Annotated in this window: 17 protein-coding genes and 1 tRNA gene; 8 read left to right on the forward strand and 10 right to left on the reverse strand. The window is 64.7% G+C overall.

Annotated features, from left to right (window positions below; genetic code table 11):
• Positions 1-346 precede the first annotated feature (346 nt).
• A complete protein-coding gene (locus ACVWY3_RS36350; RefSeq protein ID WP_456842747.1) occupies positions 347-1,474 on the forward strand; it encodes a threonine synthase in 1,128 nt (375 codons plus the stop codon).
• Positions 1,475-1,525: 51 nt separating this feature from the next.
• Here the strand turns inward: ACVWY3_RS36350 and ACVWY3_RS36355 are convergent, their stop codons facing one another.
• Both ACVWY3_RS36355 and ACVWY3_RS36360 read right to left on the reverse strand, forming a co-directional pair.
• Positions 1,526-2,338, reverse strand: a complete 813-nt coding sequence (locus ACVWY3_RS36355; protein WP_456842748.1) for a DUF2927 domain-containing protein — start codon at positions 2,336-2,338, stop codon at positions 1,526-1,528.
• Positions 2,339-2,546: 208 nt separating this feature from the next.
• A complete protein-coding gene (locus tag ACVWY3_RS36360; protein ID WP_456842749.1) occupies positions 2,547-3,125 on the reverse strand; it encodes a L,D-transpeptidase in 579 nt (192 codons plus the stop codon).
• 266 nt (positions 3,126-3,391) lie between these two features.
• Here ACVWY3_RS36360 and ACVWY3_RS36365 point away from each other — a divergent pair, with 266 nt between their 5' ends.
• Both ACVWY3_RS36365 and ACVWY3_RS36370 read left to right on the forward strand, forming a co-directional pair.
• Positions 3,392-4,939, forward strand: coding sequence for an acetolactate synthase large subunit (locus ACVWY3_RS36365; RefSeq protein WP_456842750.1), 1,548 nt, complete (start codon positions 3,392-3,394; stop codon positions 4,937-4,939).
• Between the two features lie 86 nt (positions 4,940-5,025).
• Complete coding sequence (locus ACVWY3_RS36370) at positions 5,026-5,544, forward strand: hypothetical protein (protein WP_456842751.1); 519 nt, start codon at positions 5,026-5,028, stop codon at positions 5,542-5,544.
• 141 nt (positions 5,545-5,685) lie between these two features.
• On the opposite strand, the gene ACVWY3_RS36375 is transcribed toward ACVWY3_RS36370, so the two are convergent.
• Positions 5,686-7,263 (reverse strand): winged helix-turn-helix domain-containing tetratricopeptide repeat protein, encoded by a 1,578-nt coding sequence (locus ACVWY3_RS36375; RefSeq protein WP_456842752.1) that lies wholly within the window; start codon positions 7,261-7,263, stop codon positions 5,686-5,688.
• Positions 7,264-7,413: 150 nt separating this feature from the next.
• Between ACVWY3_RS36375 and ACVWY3_RS36380 the strand changes: the two genes are divergently transcribed.
• Positions 7,414-7,647 (forward strand): DUF1127 domain-containing protein, encoded by a 234-nt coding sequence (locus tag ACVWY3_RS36380; RefSeq protein ID WP_456842753.1) that lies wholly within the window; start codon positions 7,414-7,416, stop codon positions 7,645-7,647.
• 331 nt (positions 7,648-7,978) lie between these two features.
• On the opposite strand, the gene ACVWY3_RS36385 is transcribed toward ACVWY3_RS36380, so the two are convergent.
• Together ACVWY3_RS36385 and ACVWY3_RS36390 are read right to left on the reverse strand one after the other, a co-directional pair.
• Positions 7,979-9,523 (reverse strand): peroxidase family protein, encoded by a 1,545-nt coding sequence (locus ACVWY3_RS36385; RefSeq protein ID WP_456842754.1) that lies wholly within the window; start codon positions 9,521-9,523, stop codon positions 7,979-7,981.
• 335 nt (positions 9,524-9,858) lie between these two features.
• On the reverse strand, positions 9,859-10,092 hold the full coding sequence (locus ACVWY3_RS36390; RefSeq protein WP_456842755.1) for a DUF3551 domain-containing protein: 234 nt from the start codon (positions 10,090-10,092) through the stop codon (positions 9,859-9,861).
• Positions 10,093-10,363: 271 nt separating this feature from the next.
• On the opposite strand from ACVWY3_RS36390, the gene ACVWY3_RS36395 reads away from it, so the two are divergent.
• The 3 genes from ACVWY3_RS36395 (at position 10,364) to greA (ending at position 11,876) form a co-directional block, all read left to right on the forward strand.
• Positions 10,364-10,714 carry a hypothetical protein gene (locus ACVWY3_RS36395; protein WP_456842756.1) on the forward strand — a complete coding sequence of 117 codons (351 nt, stop codon included), beginning with the start codon at positions 10,364-10,366 and terminating at the stop codon, positions 10,712-10,714.
• A gap of 136 nt (positions 10,715-10,850) precedes the next feature.
• Positions 10,851-11,327 (forward strand): hypothetical protein, encoded by a 477-nt coding sequence (locus ACVWY3_RS36400; protein WP_456842757.1) that lies wholly within the window; start codon positions 10,851-10,853, stop codon positions 11,325-11,327.
• Between the two features lie 66 nt (positions 11,328-11,393).
• A complete protein-coding gene (greA, locus tag ACVWY3_RS36405; RefSeq protein ID WP_456842758.1) occupies positions 11,394-11,876 on the forward strand; it encodes a transcription elongation factor GreA in 483 nt (160 codons plus the stop codon).
• Positions 11,877-12,081: 205 nt separating this feature from the next.
• On the opposite strand, the gene ACVWY3_RS36410 is transcribed toward greA, so the two are convergent.
• The 4 genes from ACVWY3_RS36410 to ACVWY3_RS36425 form a co-directional block, all read right to left on the reverse strand.
• Complete coding sequence (locus tag ACVWY3_RS36410) at positions 12,082-12,855, reverse strand: SDR family NAD(P)-dependent oxidoreductase (protein ID WP_456842759.1); 774 nt, start codon at positions 12,853-12,855, stop codon at positions 12,082-12,084.
• Between the two features lie 630 nt (positions 12,856-13,485).
• Positions 13,486-13,560 (reverse strand) — tRNA-Val (locus ACVWY3_RS36415).
• Between the two features lie 158 nt (positions 13,561-13,718).
• Positions 13,719-15,011 carry a hypothetical protein gene (locus ACVWY3_RS36420; RefSeq protein WP_456842760.1) on the reverse strand — a complete coding sequence of 431 codons (1,293 nt, stop codon included), beginning with the start codon at positions 15,009-15,011 and terminating at the stop codon, positions 13,719-13,721.
• 118 nt (positions 15,012-15,129) lie between these two features.
• Positions 15,130-15,735 carry a DUF1134 domain-containing protein gene (locus ACVWY3_RS36425; protein ID WP_456842761.1) on the reverse strand — a complete coding sequence of 202 codons (606 nt, stop codon included), beginning with the start codon at positions 15,733-15,735 and terminating at the stop codon, positions 15,130-15,132.
• 140 nt (positions 15,736-15,875) lie between these two features.
• Between ACVWY3_RS36425 and ACVWY3_RS36430 the strand changes: the two genes are divergently transcribed.
• Positions 15,876-16,361 (forward strand): YHS domain-containing (seleno)protein, encoded by a 486-nt coding sequence (locus ACVWY3_RS36430; protein ID WP_456842762.1) that lies wholly within the window; start codon positions 15,876-15,878, stop codon positions 16,359-16,361.
• Positions 16,362-16,370: 9 nt separating this feature from the next.
• On the opposite strand, the gene ACVWY3_RS36435 is transcribed toward ACVWY3_RS36430, so the two are convergent.
• The gene (locus tag ACVWY3_RS36435; protein WP_456842763.1) at positions 16,371-17,198 is read right to left on the reverse strand and encodes a 3'(2'),5'-bisphosphate nucleotidase CysQ family protein; all 828 of its coding nucleotides are present in this window, start codon (positions 17,196-17,198) and stop codon (positions 16,371-16,373) included.
• Positions 17,199-17,245 lie beyond the last annotated feature (47 nt).

Consider the following 17,245-nt stretch of genomic DNA (forward strand, 5'->3'; position numbering starts at 1 on the left):
CACCTGCATCGCCCATGCAGAGCACCGGCGACGCAAGCTCAATCCAACATATTGTAGCGGCGAGCCACGACAGACAAGTTAATCGTGCCGTCGGGGCGGGCTGCTTCGTCCCATGAGATATGGCGCGCGGCTGCCAGGCGCCATGGTCCGGCGGACCGCCGGGGTCCGGCGGCTCGCGCGGCGAAATGCGTAACATATTGAAATTACTATATTTATAAGGATTCGGCGGAGCCGCGGCGGGCGCTGGCGTGCCATGCTCCGTGCGCGGTGGCGTGGCCACGACCGACTGGATAAGCCGCCTGCATTCGGACATATGGTCCGGATCGGCTCTGCCCCGGAGAATGCCATGTCCACCGCCGCCTACATCGATCCCCGCAACGGAAAGCTCTACCCGCTCGACCAGCCGCGCTGGTGCTCGGACGAGCGCACGCCGCTGCTGGTGACGCCGGGGGCGGGGATCGCGCGCGACGATATCGACAGCCGCACGCGCTCGCTCTGGCGCTACCGCGCGGCGCTGCCGGTCGACGTCAACAATCCGATCACGCTCGGCGAAGGCTGCACGCCGCTGGTTCAGCAGGGTTGGGGCGATCTGCGCCCGTTCTTCAAGCTCGAATGGTTCAACCCGACCGGCAGCTTCAAGGACCGCGGCTCCTCGGTGATGCTGTCCTTCCTGCGGCAGATCGGCGTCGACGCCATCCTGGAAGACTCCTCCGGCAATGGCGGCTCGTCGATGGCGGGGCTGGGTGCCGCCGGCGGCATGCGCGTGAAGATTCTGGCGCCAGCCTCGACGTCGCCGGCCAAGATCGCGCAGGTGCGCGCTTACGGTGCGACGGTACAGCTCGTCGAGGGGCCTCGTGAAGAGTCGGAGGCCGAGGCCATCCGCCAGTCGAGCCAGACTTTTTATGCCAGCCACAATTGGCAGCCGTTCTTCCTCGAAGGCACCAAATCGCTCGCCTATGAGATCTGGGAGGACCTCGGCTTCCGCGCGCCCGACAACGTCATCGTCCCCGTCGGCGCCGGCAGCAGCCTGCTCGGCTGCGCCTTCGGCTTTCGCGAGCTCTTGAATGCCGGCCAGATTACAAGGCTGCCGCGCCTGTTCGCGGCGCAGCCGCTCAATTGCTCGCCGATCGATGCGAGCTTCAAGGCCGGCGTCGATACGCCCGTCGCGCGCGAGGTGAGCAAGACCATTGCGGAGGGCACCGCGATCAAGAACCCGCTACGCCTGCGCGAGATCATCGCCGCCTTGCGCGAGAGCGGCGGCGGCACCATCGCGCTCACCGAGGGCGAGATCGTCACCGCCTTGCGCCGCCTCGCGCGTCAGGGCCTGTTCGCCGAGCCGACCAGCGCCAGCGCAGCGGCGGCGCTGGACAAGCTCTCTGCTGCCGGATCGATCAGGACGAACGAGACCACGGTCGCCGTCCTCACCGGCACGGGCCTCAAGGCCGCGACCACGGTCGCCGATCTCGTGCAGTAGCGGAAGCGGCGCTGGATTTACCTTCCCCTGGAGGGGGAGGGTAAGAGCAGCTCACTCCTTCAGATCATTCACCTGCTTCACCCAGGCGCGCACGTCCGCGAGCACTTGCGGCAGCACGGCCCTGACCTCCGGCACGGTCATGCCGGCCTTGATACGGGGGTCGTAGAGCAGGTTGAGGATGTACTGGTCATAGACGTCGAAATAGCCCATCGAGACTTTGTCGTTGAACATGGTCCAGGGCACGCTCGTGGTGTCGTTGATCGGTCCGAGCGATTGCAAGAGCTCCTCATAGGCGCAGTCGAGGAAGGTGAAGTCGCCATTGTCGACGGTGAGGATGACGTCGGAATGCTCGATCTCGAAATTGTCGTTCTTGCGGAAGCCGGACAGGCATTGCGGATCGAGCGAGGTGCGGATCTCGCGCGCCTTGTCCACGCCGTAGAAGGTCGCGATGGTGCGGAAGAGATCGCGGTCGCGCACGAGCTTGACCCGCACGTTCGCCGCCTCGCTGGTGGCGGTCATGGCGATGTCGAGATGCTGCACGCGCTTGCCGATGTCGGCGACGACTTTTGCCAGCTGCGCCTTGCGGTCGGCGCGGTCGCTCTCGGCGTAGACCCGCACCGGCCCGTCGAACTTGCGGATGCGATCGACACGGCCGGCGAGGTGGTATTCGGCGCCGAACGCCGTCTTCAGGAAACCTTCGACGATCTCGCCGTCGGCAAAACTCTTTTTCTCGCTGCGCTGGCGCGAGGCGATCGCGGGCAATTCGCCTGCGGCCATGGTAGCGGTGTCAGGCACGGATGTGAGCGCGGCGAACGCCAGCAGGGCGAGGCGGACGGCAGCCGCGGGCTGGTTGAATGCGCTCATCGTCGCGCGACGCTGCCGTATTCGCCGCGCGCGCACAAGACCACAAATTCACGCGTGTGGCGGGTTCCAGGCGCTCAAGCACGATGCCGAAGGGTGGGCAAAGGCGCAAAGCGCCGTGCCCACCAACTCAAAATGGTGGCCACGCCAAAGGACCGCGCGTTGGCGCGTTCCTTCGGCTTTGCCCACCGTACGGAAGTTCGCGCAGGCCTTAGTTGTTCAGCACGACCACGGTGGTCCCGACCGAGACGCGGCTGTAGAGGTCGGTGACGTCCTCGTTGGTCATGCGGAAGCAGCCTGAGGACACCGCCTGGCCGATCGTCTCCGGCTCGTTGGAGCCGTGGATGCGGTACAGCGTCGAGCCGAGATACATCGCGCGCGCGCCGAGCGGGTTCTCGATGCCGCCCTTCATGTGGCGCGGCAGGTCGGGGCGGCGGGCCAGCATCTGCGAGGGCGGCGTCCAATCCGGCCATTCCTTCTTGGCGGTGATCCTGTGCACCCCGCCCCAGCGGAAGCCGTCGCGGCCGACGCCGATGCCGTAGCGCAGCGCCTGGCCGTTCTGGAGCACCAGATAGAGCCGGCGCTCGGCGGTGTTCACCACGATCGTGCCGGGGGCATAGTTGCCGTTGTACATGACGGTGGTGCGGGGGATTGGGCTCGAGCCGCCGCGGAAGAAGTTCGGGCCGCCGCCCATGATGTCGCGCGAGTCGAACTCTTCGGCGAAGGCACCGGCCACGGTGGCGGTCAGCAGTGCGATGGCGGTAATCGGCGCGGCGAAAAACCGGATCATTGGTACCCCCAGCAAAAAATCGATTCAACGAAGGCCAGAGGCCATATTTGCGGGCTTTTCGCAAGCCACGGCCCCGTGAGGGGCGCCATGCTTGGCCATTGGCGTTACCAAATCGGCAATCCCGCCAATCTGCAGAAAGTGTTAGCCAAACCGGCGCGTCGTCACACGGGGCAGGGCCGCAATGGCCGCTCTTGCTTTGACGGCACGCGCGAACAATGATTGATCGAACGGGTCACTGGAAATCGCCGGTTGCGGGAGCAGACAGAATGAACGGTGCGGAAAGCCTGGTGCGAACGATGGTCAAGGGCGGGGTGGACGTCTGCTTCACCAACCCGGGCACCTCGGAGATGCATTTTGTCGCGGCGCTCGACCGCGTTCCCGGCATGCGCTGCGTGCTCGGCCTGTTCGAGGGCGTGGTGACGGGTGCTGCCGATGGCTATTTCCGCATGAAGGGCACGCCTGCCTCGACCCTGCTGCATCTCGGCCCGGGCCTCGCCAACGGTCTTGCCAATCTGCACAACGCCAAGAAGGCCAATTCCGGTATTGTCAACATCGTCGGCCAGCACGCGGTCTACCACATCGGCTACAACGCGCCGTTGACCTCCGACATCGAGGGCCTGGCCCGGCCGATGTCGTCCTGGGTCCGCACCTCCCCGGATGCCAAATCGGTCGCCGCCGACGGCGCCGCGGCGATTGCGGCTGCGAAGAGCGCGCCCCCGCAGATCGCGACCCTGATCCTGCCCGCCGACACCGCCTGGAACGAGGCCGACGGCATCGCCGAGGTGCCGGCCGAGCAGCAGCGCGCGAGCTATTCGCCGCAGGCGGTCGAGCGGGCTGCCAAGATCTTGCACGGCGACGGCGAGGGTACGCTGCTGCTGATGACCGGCAGCGCGCTGAGCGAGCAGGGCCTGGCGCTGGCCGAGCGCATCGCCGGCAAGACCGGCTGCACCGTGATGGGCCCGACCTTCCGCCCGAAGATGGCGCGCGGCCGCGGCCGCTTCTCGATCGACCGCATCCATTACGTGATCGAGAACGCGCTGCCGATGCTGGCGAAGTTCCGCCACATCGTGCTGGTCGAGTCCGACGATCCCGTGGCGTTCTTCGCCTATCCGAACAAGCCGAGCATGCTCAAGCCCCAGGGCTGCGAGGTGCATCGCATGACCTCCTGGGGCGAGAACTCGGTCGCAGCGCTCGAAGCGCTGGCCGGCGCCGTGAAGGCGAGCGCGAAGGACGTCAAGCCGCAGGCGTTGCAGGAACTGGTGAAGCCGACCGGCGCGCTGACCTTCGCCTCGATCGCGCAGGCGATCGCCTGCGCCATCCCCGAGAACGCGATCATGGTCGACGAATCGCTCACCACCGGCCGCGGCTTCTTCCCGCCGACCGCGGCGGCCGCGCCGCACGACTGGCTGCAGAACATGGGCGGCTCGATCGGCTTCTCGACGCCGCTGTCGATCGGCGCCGCAATCGCCTGCCCGGACCGCAAGGTGATCACCATGGTCGGCGACGGCAGCGCGATGTACACGATCCAGTCGCTGTGGACGCAGGCGCGCGAGAACCTCGATATCGTCACCATCGTGTTCGCCAACCGCATCTATCAGATCCTGCGCGGCGAGTTCGACAATGTCGGCGCCGGCGAGCCCGGCCAGCGCGCCAACGACATGCTCCGCCTCGACCGTCCGACGCTGGATTTCGTCGCGCTGGCCAAAGGCATGGGCGTGCCCGGCCGCGCCGTCACCAATGCCGACGAGTTCAACAAGGCGCTGGCGGAAGCCGTCGCCGAGCCCGGGCCGCGGCTGATCGAAGTGCAGATGTAGGATGTATCTTGACGTCTCCCGCCCCTCTGCCGGGAGAGGTCGCCGCGCGGAACCTGATCGATAGGTGTGAGGGGCCGGGAGGCACGATGCAGACCGAGCTGAACAAGGTGATCGCGGCGCTCCGGGACTTCTACGCGCACGAAGCATTTTTGTTCGAGAAGGACATCGGCGAGCGTGCGATCACGCATCGCTTCGCCGTCTATCTGGAGCGGCAGTTCTCGGGCTGGGCGGTCGACTGCAATTACGACCGGCTCGGCGAGCGCACGCTGCATCTGCCGCACGGCACCATCATCTCGACCGACGATCATCTCGGCAAGTCGATCTATCCCGACGTCGTGGTGCATCAGCGCGAGATCCCGAACAACCTGCTCGCTGTGGAGATCCGCAAGGCCAGCAATCATACCCCGCTCGATCACGACCAGCACAAGCTGAAAGCGATGACCGATCCGCATGTCTGGTTCGCCTATTGGATCGGCGTGCTGCTGGTGCTGGACAAGCACGGGGTGACGACATCGGAAGTCTATGTCAGCGGCCTCGTCGACCAGCCGCTGTCGCTCTGGTTTGCGGCGCGGCTTGGCGAGAGCGGTCTCGGCGCTGCGCGTTAACGGGTGTGCCGCGCGCGAACCGCGAGCTGCATCGCGGGATGGCCCCCCTCTCGATCGCCCCACAAGTGTTCGACCTGCTCGATGACCTCGGCCGCGGCGCTCGGTGGTGGCTGTGGGCTGCCAAAGGCCGTGGAAGCAATGTCAGCCTTCGGGTATGCCCGCCAACAGCATGCCATCGCGAATACGCCTGCTTCCGGCACGAAACGTTGGATCAGTGCTCAGTATGAGCCCTCGCGTGCGGCGTGTTGTGAAGGCGGGATCGAGCGCAAGTCCCTCGCGGGCGGCAGCCTTTGCGTCTTCGATCGATCCCACCAGCGCCAAGGCCGCAGCGAGCTGGAGATGCACGATCGAATTGTTCCGGTTCGCTTCAAGACTCCGGCGCAACCAATCGATCGCCTCTTCATAGGCGCCCAGGATCAGCTTGGCGACGCCGAGCCAGTGCATCCATCGATAGGTGAAACTGTCGCGGGGAGAAATCCGAAGCGCTTGCTGGATGTGAGCCTCGCTTTCGGCGCCTTGGCCAACAAAGACCTTTGCAAATCCGATCAGCGCGTGGGCCGTGGCCATGTTGCGGTCAAGCGCCAGCGCCTGCTCGAACTCGACGATTGCCTCCGACCCGCGTCCCGTGAACAGGTGCAAGACGCCAAATGCAAGACGTGCGCGGGCGTGGCGCGGATTCATCGATAGGACCTTGGTCAGGTTAACCTCCGCCGCTTTGAAATACGCGTCACGGTCATTCACCATGAACGTGGTGGCGGTTGACAGATCGACGTGAGCTATGCCGACCAATGCTTCGACATTCTCTGGATCAAGCACCAGGGCCCGTTCAAAAAAGCCGCGCGCCTGTGCCAGGCGTTCGGGCGTCAGTCCTGTGTTCCACAAATGGCGGCCTTGGAAACACAAATCTATCGCATCGGGATGCGGCGCGCGCTCCGCGCGTCGCGCCTCGGCTTCGATCAGCTGAGCGTCCAGGGCATTGGCAAGTCTGGTAACGATTTCATCCTGCATTTCGAGCAGGTCGGTCATCGGCTTGTCGAAGCGATCGGTCCAAAGATGGGCGCGTGTTTCGGCATCGATCAGCTGGACATTCACGCGGAGGCGATTGGATCCGCGCTGAACCGAGCCCTGCAGGACGTACTTTACATTCAGCTCCCTGCCGAGCTGTCGCACGTCTATAGCCTTGCCGCGGAAAGTGAGCGCAGTGTTGCAGGCAATCACGAACGTGCCGTCGATCCTTGACAGATCGGCGGTCAAGCTTTCGGTGATGCCGGCGGCGAAATAATCCTGATCCGGCTCACCGCCGAGGCTGGCCAGAGGAAGCACAAGAATGGAAAGATGTGGCGGTGACGGTACTGGCGTCGAGTTGCTGTCATGCATGGCCGAGCCTGTAGGCTCAACCATAACGTTATCCACGCCCCGCACGACGCCAACGAAGCGGAAACCTTTGCGCGGCAGCGTCTTGATGAGATGCTGTTGTTCACCGCTGTCGCCGATGGCGCATCGTACGGCATTCAAACGGGTCGTGAGCGCGGCATCAGATACCGCGCGTCCGTTCCAGATCACACTGATCAGCTCATCCTTGCTGACGACGCGTTCCCGGTGACCTATCAGGTACGCGAGCAGGTCAAATACTTGGGGCGCCACGGGCAACACATCCGGTCCGCGACGAAGCTCGCGCCGGTCGGTGTCCAATGCATGGCCCTCGAAGAGATAGCGCAAGATCCCTCCCGTCTAGCATCAGGAATGTAGCATAGGATGCAACGCGAAAAATAAGCTGCTGGTGAGGAAAATGTGAGCCCGGTGTCAAGCGCGCTCCGATCTGCCTTGGCAAGTTCGCTCGGTGGGTAATCACCTCCCCGGGAGAGAGCGATGAGCACGATCTATACTGCGGCCGGATCGGCGCAGACGTCCGCGGCGACGCGGCGATCCCCAAACTTTCTCAAGAGGTATTTTGACGCTTATTGTGCTTGGTGTATCCGCCAGACCTTGCGCGCGACGTTAGAGGACCTGAGCGACCTGGAGCTCAGGGACATCGGGGTTGCGAGGGGCGAGATCGACTATCTCGTTCGAGCTGATCCTTCGATCGACCCACGCGGCTTCTAAACCGGAATGAGCTCTGGTTGCATCGACGCGGCCCTAAAGCATGATCCGGAAAAGTGCGCAGCGGTTTTCCGAAAAGATCATGCGCAAACAACAAGCTAAAGCGCGATGACGATTCATCCTGATCTCATCGCGCTTCTAAAGCATGATCCGGAAAAGTGCGCAGCGGTTTTCCGAAAAGATCATGCGCAAACAACAAGCTAAAGCGCGATGACGATTCATCCTGATCTCATCGCGCTTTAGGGCGCGCGGTCCACCTACCCCCTTTGGGGCGCGAGTAGACGACAAGGCCGCCCTCGCAACGCGGGCGGCCCTGCATGACCGTCCTCGCGGCTCAATGCAGCGGATCGCCCTGTCCCAGCGCGTAGGCGACGAGGTCCTTCAGTGCGAAGCCGGCGCCGGTCACCGGGGTCCATTGCGGGTCGAGCGACAGCACGGAGGAGCTGTCGCCGAACATCATGCCGAGGAAGACCTCGGCGACGATGCGGCCGCCCACGGGTCCGAGCTGCGGCGTGTTGACAGTGCGGGGGGCGCCGGAGACGGGAATCGTGACCTCGGTCGGGGGCTGCTGCCGCGCCTCGGCCAGGATATAGGTCCAGAGCGGACAATTGCCGGCAAACACGCCGTTCGCGATGGTTGCGATCCTGGTTTGCGGATCGCCTGCTTCGGCGTGGTCGACAGCCTTGCCGATGATGATCTCATCGTCGCTCAGCGGCGTCAGCTGCATCGCGCTGGCGACGGCCTGGCCGGAGGGCAGGCTGAGCCGCCAACCGCGCTCGAGATTGCGCAGCGCCAGCGAGGCCGGGTTAGAGCCGACTTCCGGCGGCAGCTTGCGCAGCGGATCGACCAGCGAGGTATCGATGCGATAGGCGAACTGAAGCCGCCGCTTGTTGTCGGGATTGCTCTCGTCGTCCTCGTCGCCATAGGGGCGCGTGTCGATGTCGATGAAGCGGCCCCAGTCGATGGCGCGTCCCGGGCCCATGGCGCGGAAGCCGGTCAGCGCATTGAGATCGGGATTGTTGGGGTCTGGGAAGATCTGCAGCAGCATGTTGTCCGCGTCGTTCAGCCGATAGCCCGGGCGGATCATGGAATGCCCGAGGCGGTAGGCGGCGACGGAGAACTCCACCGGCATGAACGGGTAGTTGTGCCAGTGATAGTGGGCGAGCTTGCTACGGTCGTAGCGGCCCGCGGTCTTCAGCGCGTTCAGCACGTCGGCTTTGACGATGCGCGGCAGGAAATCGTTCAGCACGACATATTGATAGTGGAAGCGGACGCGCTGCTGCACCTCCTCGAACGACAGGCTGTCGTTGTCGTCGACCATGCGGTTGTGAAAGCGCAGCATCAGGCCCTGGAACTGCGAGACGATGCTGTTCTCGTCGTTGCGGGGATCGCCGATCAGCGCGCGGCCCTTGAAGCGCGGCAGGTCGTTGGCATCGGGGACGCCCGCACCGGTCAACTTCTCGCCGAGCAGAAACCTTTTGCCGTCGTACATGTAGGGCTGGTCGCTCGGGCCACGGCCGTAGAGATTGTCCAGATCGAACGACGGCGTGCGGAAATCGACCAGGCCGTCGGGATCCTGCTGCTTGGTCAGCGAACTCACCGGGTCGAAGGTGATGTCGTGATCGACGAACTGGCCGAAATAGGTGTAGAGCGCGGGAATGCCGCTCTCCTCCGCGTCCGGCGCGTCTTTCGGCGCATCGAAGCTACCGACCATCTTGTCGGCGAGCGCCGACAGGTTGGCGATATTGTCTGCTTCGGTGAGGCCGAATGTGGCCGGCGTGAGGCTGGGTTTGCGGAACATGCGGCCGAAGCGGCCTTGCGACAGCGGCGAACGGATATTGTTCAATCCGCGCGGAAGAATTGCGTGGCGACTGCTCATTTCAAATTCCTCCCTGAAAAGTCACACCGAAAAAGACTAAAGTTAAAGTTGTTCGTAACGTAATATGCAGGTGAGGCTAGATCAGGGATTCTTGCGCCACAAGCGGTCGCTTCACACACTTCGCGACATCGATGCTGTTCCGGGGGAGGGCGTTGCGCGCAAGCTCTGGCCGTGCTTTGCGAATTTATCCCGGAGCGAGGAGGGATAACATTCTCGTCATCGACGGGCGTAAGCGGCTTTGCGTGCGTGAGTTCGCTGAACTGTCGGCGAAGCAGAAAGTCTTCACGTGAAGATTGTGGCGGCGCGCGCCTCGTGCGCACGCCGCCGCAATGCGCTCAGTCATAGCGCTGCTGCGAGAATGCGTAGCGCGGATTGATGCCGCAATAGGCCGACGTGCCGGATGCGCTGGCCTGGCACTGCTGATAGCTCGCGAACTGGCAATTGCCGGGATAGCCCCAGATGCGGCCTTGCAGGCAATAGCGGTCGTTTGCGGCGTGAGCCTGGGACGCCGGGAAGGTCGCGGCGCTCAGGGCTGCGAACGATGCGAGGGTGAGAATCATGCGGCGCATTTCAAACTCCTTCGAGTACGAGTGGATGAGGAACCGCAAGGTCCATCTGTGTTCCGGGACCTGGCCGACACTTTGTCGTGCCCGTCTTGGTCTGCGCAGTGGGCACTGCGTTCGACATGGGTCTATGATGAGGCGTGAGCCGCGGTCAGCAATGTGATCTCGGCCACAGTTGGCGTCCGGCTTCGTGCCTATCGTGTGCGGACTTGCACGCGCCGATCCCCGGGAAGCCGCCGCTTCGTCTCGTTCGGATCAGGACATTTTGGAGGCTTTGATGCAAAAATCATATTTGCTGGCTGCGACAGCAGCGCTGGCGATTCTTGCGCAAACACCGCTGGCGTTGGCACAGAACGCGCCTGCGGACGGAACCGCGGCGCCCGCGACCACTGCTGCGCCGTCGACCACGACAGCGCCCGCCGCGACAACGTCCACGCCGGCCGCAACCACCGACACCGCCAGCCAGCCGTCCGACTCCAAGAAGAGCGCCTCGAAGAAGCCGGCCAAGAAGAAGATGACGCGGCAGCAGGAGATCGACCATTCGATCGACACCGGCACGGTTCCCGCGCGCTATCGCAGCTCGGTGCCCAAGCAGTACCAGCGATATATTCCGTTTGATAAGCAGTGATCCCCTGTGCGGCGGCGCAGCGTGACTTGGGGTCGCGCCGTCGTCACAGTGGTCCCAGCGGCCGGAATCGGGCGATGCATCCCTTGTGGCGGCCTGCCCGAGCGATGATAGAGTAGGCCGAATCCCGGGGGGAGGAATGAGCGACGACGTGAAGGATGCTGGCCTTGTGGCCATGATCAGCAGCATCCTGGGAGGCAACAAGCGCGCGGACAGCGTTGTGCCGCCGCTCGCGGAGGTTCCGCCAACCGCGCCGTCGAACGGATTCGATGGGATTGCCGCCATCGTCCCCGAAGCGACCCCGGTCAAGCGCGAGGATGCGGCTGCACCGATCGCGCCGGAGCCGGTCGCGCCGCCTCCGAAAATCACGAGGACGGCGGACGGCAAGCAATTGCTGCCCGCGGAAGCGATCGCCGAGCTCGTGCTCGGCGAGCTGCGCAAGCTGGAAGACTTTCCGGCAACCGGCGCCTCGGTCACGGTCTACGGCTATCGCCACTGGAACGCCATGATCACCTTCGCGCCGTTCTCGACCAGCTTCCAGAACGCGACACGGTTCCGCCAGGCCATGCCGGATCTCGTGTTCAAGCTCCGTCGTTTCGTCGAACTTGAGATATAATCTGGCAAATCGCCCGCGGCGCGAACGCGCCGCGATCAGCCAGACAAGTTCGACAGGATTTTCGATTTGAGCGTCGCCTTTACCAAGGAAGAAAGCGCCGAGACCGCGTCCGAGACGCTATTGCCGGATCGCCCGATCTCGCCGCATCCCAATCTCGTAACGGAAGCCGGCTTGCAGGCGTTGCAGACGCAGCTTGCCGAGGCGCGCGAGGCCTATGAGGCTGCGCAGGCCATCGAGGACGTCAACGAGAAGCGCCGGCAGTCCGCGGTGCCGTTGCGCGACGTTCGCTATCTCACCGAACGGCTGCGCACGGCACAGCTTGTTCCGAAGCCCGAGTCATCAGATGTGGTCGCCTTCGGCAGCACGGTAACCTTCAGCCGCGCTGACGGCCGCGTGCAGACCTATCGCATCGTCGGCGAGGACGAAGCCGATCCGAAGGCGGGTTCGATCTCGTTCGTCGCGCCGGTCGCAAGGTCGCTGATGGGAAAGGCGGTCGGCGACGTCGTGGGTTCGGGCGCGCAGGAGATCGAAATCCTGTCGATCGCGTAGGGCGTCGTGCGCAGATTTTCGTGGGCAGGGTTGTCGCATATGGAAGCGGCTTTGCTGCGACCATCCTTCGAGACGCCCGCTTTTGGGCGGGCTCCTCAGGATGAGGAGGGAGTGCGCGGCAGCCCTTTCAGCGGGCACCGATGCTGATGAACCTCATCCTGAGGAGATCGCTGGAAGCGGTCGTCTCGAAGGACGAGGCGCGCGCTCAGACCTGCGGCAATTCCACACCGGTCAGCCCGCCTAGCTTCTCAATGAGGTCGTCCTGAAATTCCGGATCGCTCGCCTCACTTGCCGGCTGCTGCTGCTGGAGATGATGCCAATAGCGCCCGCTGACCTGAGCCGCGGCATCCTCGCTCACCGCCAGCCAGGCCTGGGTCCGCTGTCCGGTGTCGATATCGACCGGCGCGCCCGCGCCGCCCATCTTGGTGCGGACCCATCCGGGATCGACGGCGTTGCTCAGGACCTTGGGCCAGCGTCGTGCCAGCGCGAAGGCCAGTGCGACGACGTGCAGCTTGCTCTCGGCATACGCCTTGGCCGAATCCCACGACCGCTTCGTCCAGTCGAGGTCATCCAGCGAGCCCTCTCCACCCCGGTGCAATCCGCTGCTGAGATACACCAATCGGCGAGGCCGCTCGATCAGGGCCGTCAGCATGTACGGCGCAAGCGTGTTGATGGCCAGCGTTTCGGCATGGCCCTCCGGCGTTGCGCCACGGCCCGGCCGCGTGTAGACGCCGGCATTGTGGATGACCGCATCCATGCGCCCGATCGCGTTGACCTGTTCGGCGATGCTTCTCACGTCTGCGGCTCGCGCGAGGTCGCCGACCACGATCCCGGCGGAACGCGATGCGAGCTCGCCGAGCGCGCCAGTGCGACCCGCCGATCGCGCGTGCAGCACCACGCGATGTCCCTGATCGACGAGCGATTGCGCCGCCGCCCGGCCGAGGCCGTCGGTGCTGCCGGTGATGAAGATGGTCGCCATGCGCTGCTCCTCGAAAGCGTTTCTGCTGACACCCTACAACGCGCGCTCACGGCTTCCGATACTGTTCGTCGCTCACTTTCTCCATCGTTCGGCTCCGTGTCTTACCTCTCTCCGGACGCTGCCATCCTGCCGGTTCCTTGAGGATTGCGCGGCAAAGCGCGCCATCGACAGCAGCAGTCGCATTCGTCTGACGCATGATCCATGCGTTTCCGCCGTCTTGTTCTGATATCGATGGTTTCCGCTATGTCCGCGCAACAAAGCCCGATGCTTGGATGAGACGGTTTCTCTCGGGGAGCGTGCGTAAAGCTTGGAGGCGTGTGCCCAACCTGGCGCCGCCTCAGTCATGCTCCGTCATTGCGAGCGCAGCGAAGCAAATCCAGTCTGCCTCCGCGGACATACTCTGGATCTTCGCTGCGCTCGCAATGAAGGCACGTGGGACAGTCCCGATCCTGCCATCATGCCCCTGTTTTGCCCGACGGGTCAATAAAAATTCGGAAAAATCGTAACGCCTTGATCCGATTGCTGTCGGCCTACTGTGCGTGGGGTTGTTTTCGAGATTTTTGGCGAGGCAGCCCAAAAAGCCGCCATGGTCGATGGTCGTCCGCAACCGATGGGGTTCAGGAAGATGGATGGTGGGCGCACAAGGGATCGAACCTTGGACCTCTCCCGTGTGAAGGGAACGCTCTCCCGCTGAGCTATGCGCCCGGGACCATCATGCAGGCGGCCGGACTTGCGGCCGGCCGGTGCATTGGAGCCCGCGATTTAGAAGTGTGGGCCGAAGGTGTCAAGTTTCGAGGTGCCCTGCGGGGGCGAAAACCTCGGCCAGTCGCGCAATCCGGCTGCAAGGCCGGGTTTCGGCCCGCTTACGCGCCCTGCTGGCGGGCGCGGGAGGCGTGAGCCTGCAGCGCGCGGATGCGTTCGGCGAGCGTTCCACCGCCCTCGGGCAGGCTCGGCGTGCCATTGCTCGCGGCGTCGTTGGCCGGGCGCGGCGCCGGCTTCGGCGGCTGGCCGGCCTCGGCCGCGAGCAGCGCCTCGATCGGCGAGTTCGGGCCTTCGAGCTGCATCGCGAGCTTGGCCACCTCGGCGGCGATGTCGTTGATGCGCTCGCGCAGCAGCGCGTTTTCCATCCGCTCGGTGGCCCAGGAGCTTTCTGCCTGCTGCTGGATCGCGTTGATGTCGCGCTGCAGCTTTGCCCGCTCGTCGCGCGCGGTGCGGAGCTGTTCCTCCAGCGCGGTTTTTTCCGCGCGCAGCGATTCGAGCGCGGCCGACGACTTGCCGCCGCTCAAGGCCGCGATCTCGACGCGCAGCTCCTTGACGGTGCGCTCGGAGGCCTCATTGGCCTGACGCAGCTGGTTGTTCTCGTAGTCGCGTTCGGCGAGCAGCTTGCCTTGCGTGGCGAGCCGTCCCTCGAGGTCGGCGACGCGGCCCGACAGCATTTCGGCTTCCTTGACCTGCACCAGGAGCTGGCGATCGAGCTCGGTGACGCGCTGGCTCAGATTCTCGACCCGGCCGCGTGCATCGGCGAGCTCGCGCGAGGCGGTCTCGGATTCGGTGCGCTCCTGCGCGAGGCGCGCTTGGGTTGCGGCAAATTCCTTCTCGGCATCGCCGACGCGGTTCTTGAGCTCTTCGATCTGGGCGCGCACCGCGACCAGCTCGACCTGGCGGCTCTCCGCCATCATCGAACGGTCGGACAGCTCGGAAGTGATTTTCGCGAGCTCGCTTTGCTTGTCGGTCAGCGCCTGCTCGGCGGCCCGCAAGGATTCGGTCTTGGCGTTGAATTCCTCTTCGGTGGCGCGAAGCTGCTCCTTCACCGCCTTCTCGCGCGCCTCGAGCGCGAAGATCGTGGCGTTCTTTTCGCCGAGCTCGATCTTCATGCGGTTGATGGCGTCGCTCTTCTTGCCGAGCTCGGCGAGCTGGCTGGTGGTCTTGTTCTTGAGCTGCTCGACGCTCATCTCGAGCCGCCGCGCCGACATCGCGAATTCGGCGCGCAGCTGGTCCTTGTCGGCCTGGATCTCGGCCATCGACAGCGGGGTGGCGGCCTCGAGCCGGCGCGTGGTCAGGCGCACCGCGCGGTTATGCACCAGCGGCACGATGGCCAGCCCGCACAGCATCGAAAGCAGGAAACCGATCGCCAGGTACATGATCGGTTCGACCATGGGCCAGAACTCCGAGAGCTAAGGAAAAATTTACCAACGACAATGCATGGCGGACCGGCAAAAAGCCAGCCCCGCCCTGTCGTTAACGTGAATCCGGAACTGGATCGGGGAGGGAGGCCTAGAACGGGTTCCAGGTCGCGCGCGGTGTGTATTTGAGATAGCCGATATTGGCGCCCAGCCGCAGGCCGAGGCCGGAGCGGATCGGCACCAGCACGATGTTGTTGGCGGTGAGCGCGGTCATGCCGAAGCCGCCGATGATATAGGCCGAGCCGTCGATGCCGGCGAAGCGCTGGTAGATCGCATTGGTGGCGGGCAGGTTGTAGACCAGCGTCATCGTGCGCGCGCCGTCGCCGCCCCAGTCGAAGCCGAGCGACGGACCCTGCCAGTAGACGCGGAGGTCGCCGGCGTTCTTGGTGTAGAGCGTGCCTTCGCCGTAGCGCAGGCCCGCGACGAAGGCGCCGGAGCCTTCCTCGCCGAGGATATAGCCGTTGGGCAGGCCCCATTGGCTGACCGCCTTCTCGATGATCGAGGCGAGCCCGCGCGAGACGTTGCCGAAGAAGCGATGGCCGGCGGTCACCAGCTCGTCCGGCCCGTAGGTGTTGGGCGTCGGGGCCCGCTGCGGCGGCGGCAGGTTGGGCGGCGGCGCCTGCTGGGCGGAGGCCGGCACGATCCAGCCCACCATCGCGGCAAGCGCGAGCGCAGCAAGGCGTGATGCGAAAGTCATAAAAGAAACCCCTGCTATCGAATCCGATCGCTTCCTTAACCTGACGCCAACAGGCACGGCTCTAGGTTGCGCCGGATGTCCCCTCGACTCGGATGTTATCCGCAGCAACTATGACGGCACAACGGCAGGAAGATAGCCCTTTGCGCCCCGGAATTGCCTTGATCGGGCTCGCGATCTGCTTGCTGGCGGGCATTTGGCTCTCGGGCTTGGGGTCATCGGCGCAAGCGGCCACGACCGAGCGCATCGTAGTCAACCGCTTCTCGGGCGTCGCCATCGAGGGCTTCGACCCCGTCGGTTATTTCGTCGACGGCACCGCCGAGCAGGGGACGGCGGAGTTCGAGGCCAACCTCTGGGGAGCGGTCTGGCGCTTCCGGAACGAGGGCAACCGGGCCTCCTTCCTGGCCCATCCCGAGATCTACGGCCCGCAGTTCGGCGGCTATGACCCCGCCGACATCGCCCGCGGCGTCACCGTCCCTGGCAATCCCCGCTTCTTCGTGATCGCGGCGCAGCGGCTCTATCTGTTCAGCCTGGAAGCCAATCGCGACGCCTTCGCTGCCGATCCGGAACGCTTCCTCTATGAGGTCGGCAAGCGCTGGCCGGCGCTCCAGGACAAGCTTAGCCAGTGATAAGCCCGGTCAGTAGCTGCCTACCGCCTGCGGGTCCCCCCAGGCGATGAAGTCCGGGATGATGAAGCCGGTATCGCCGCGCTGGCCGAAAAGGAGCGCGCCGCCCTTGCCGTCGGTGACCTTGCCGCCGGCGGCGGTCACGACCGCGCAGCCGGCCCCGACGTCCCATTCCGAGGTCGGCCCGAAGCGGGGATAGATGTCGGCGTTGCCCTCGGCGATCCGGCCGAACTTCACGGCCGAGCCACACGTCAATCTCACAAAATTGGGCCGGCCAGCGATGAACGCCTCGCTCGCGGGATCGCCATGCGAGCGGCTCACCGCCGCGACCCAAGGCTCGCCCGGCTTCGGCAGCTTGCGGGTGCGGATCGGTTCAGCGGCAACGATGTTGGCGCCGTTGAACCTGACGCGCTCGGCGCCGCGGCCCACGATGCCGCGCCAGAGCAGCCCCAGCGCGGGCGCGCTGACGATGCCCAGCAACGGCACGCCTTCAGTCACGAGGGCGAGGTTGACGGTGAACTCGTCGCGGCCGGCGACGAACTCCTTGGTGCCGTCGAGCGGATCGATCAGAAAGAAGCTGCCTTGAAACCGCGGTGCGGCGAGCTGGGTCCGCTCCTCCGAGAGCGTCGGGACATCCCGCGCAAGCTGCGCCAGGCCGTCCGCGATGATGCGGTCGGCGGCAAGGTCGGCCTCGGTCACCGGCGAGCCGTCCTTCTTGCCCTCGATCCGCATCGCCGCACGATTGACAGCGAGAATTGCCTCGCCCGCCTTCACCACCAGCGCGGTGAGCGGCTCCATCAATTCGGCCGCGGCCTCGGCGTCGATGATGTTCACCTGCATGCCTCATTCATCGGCAAATCTCGCCCCTCTTCACCTGATTCGCCCGC

It is taken from the genome of Bradyrhizobium sp. USDA 4486 (assembly GCF_054057995.1).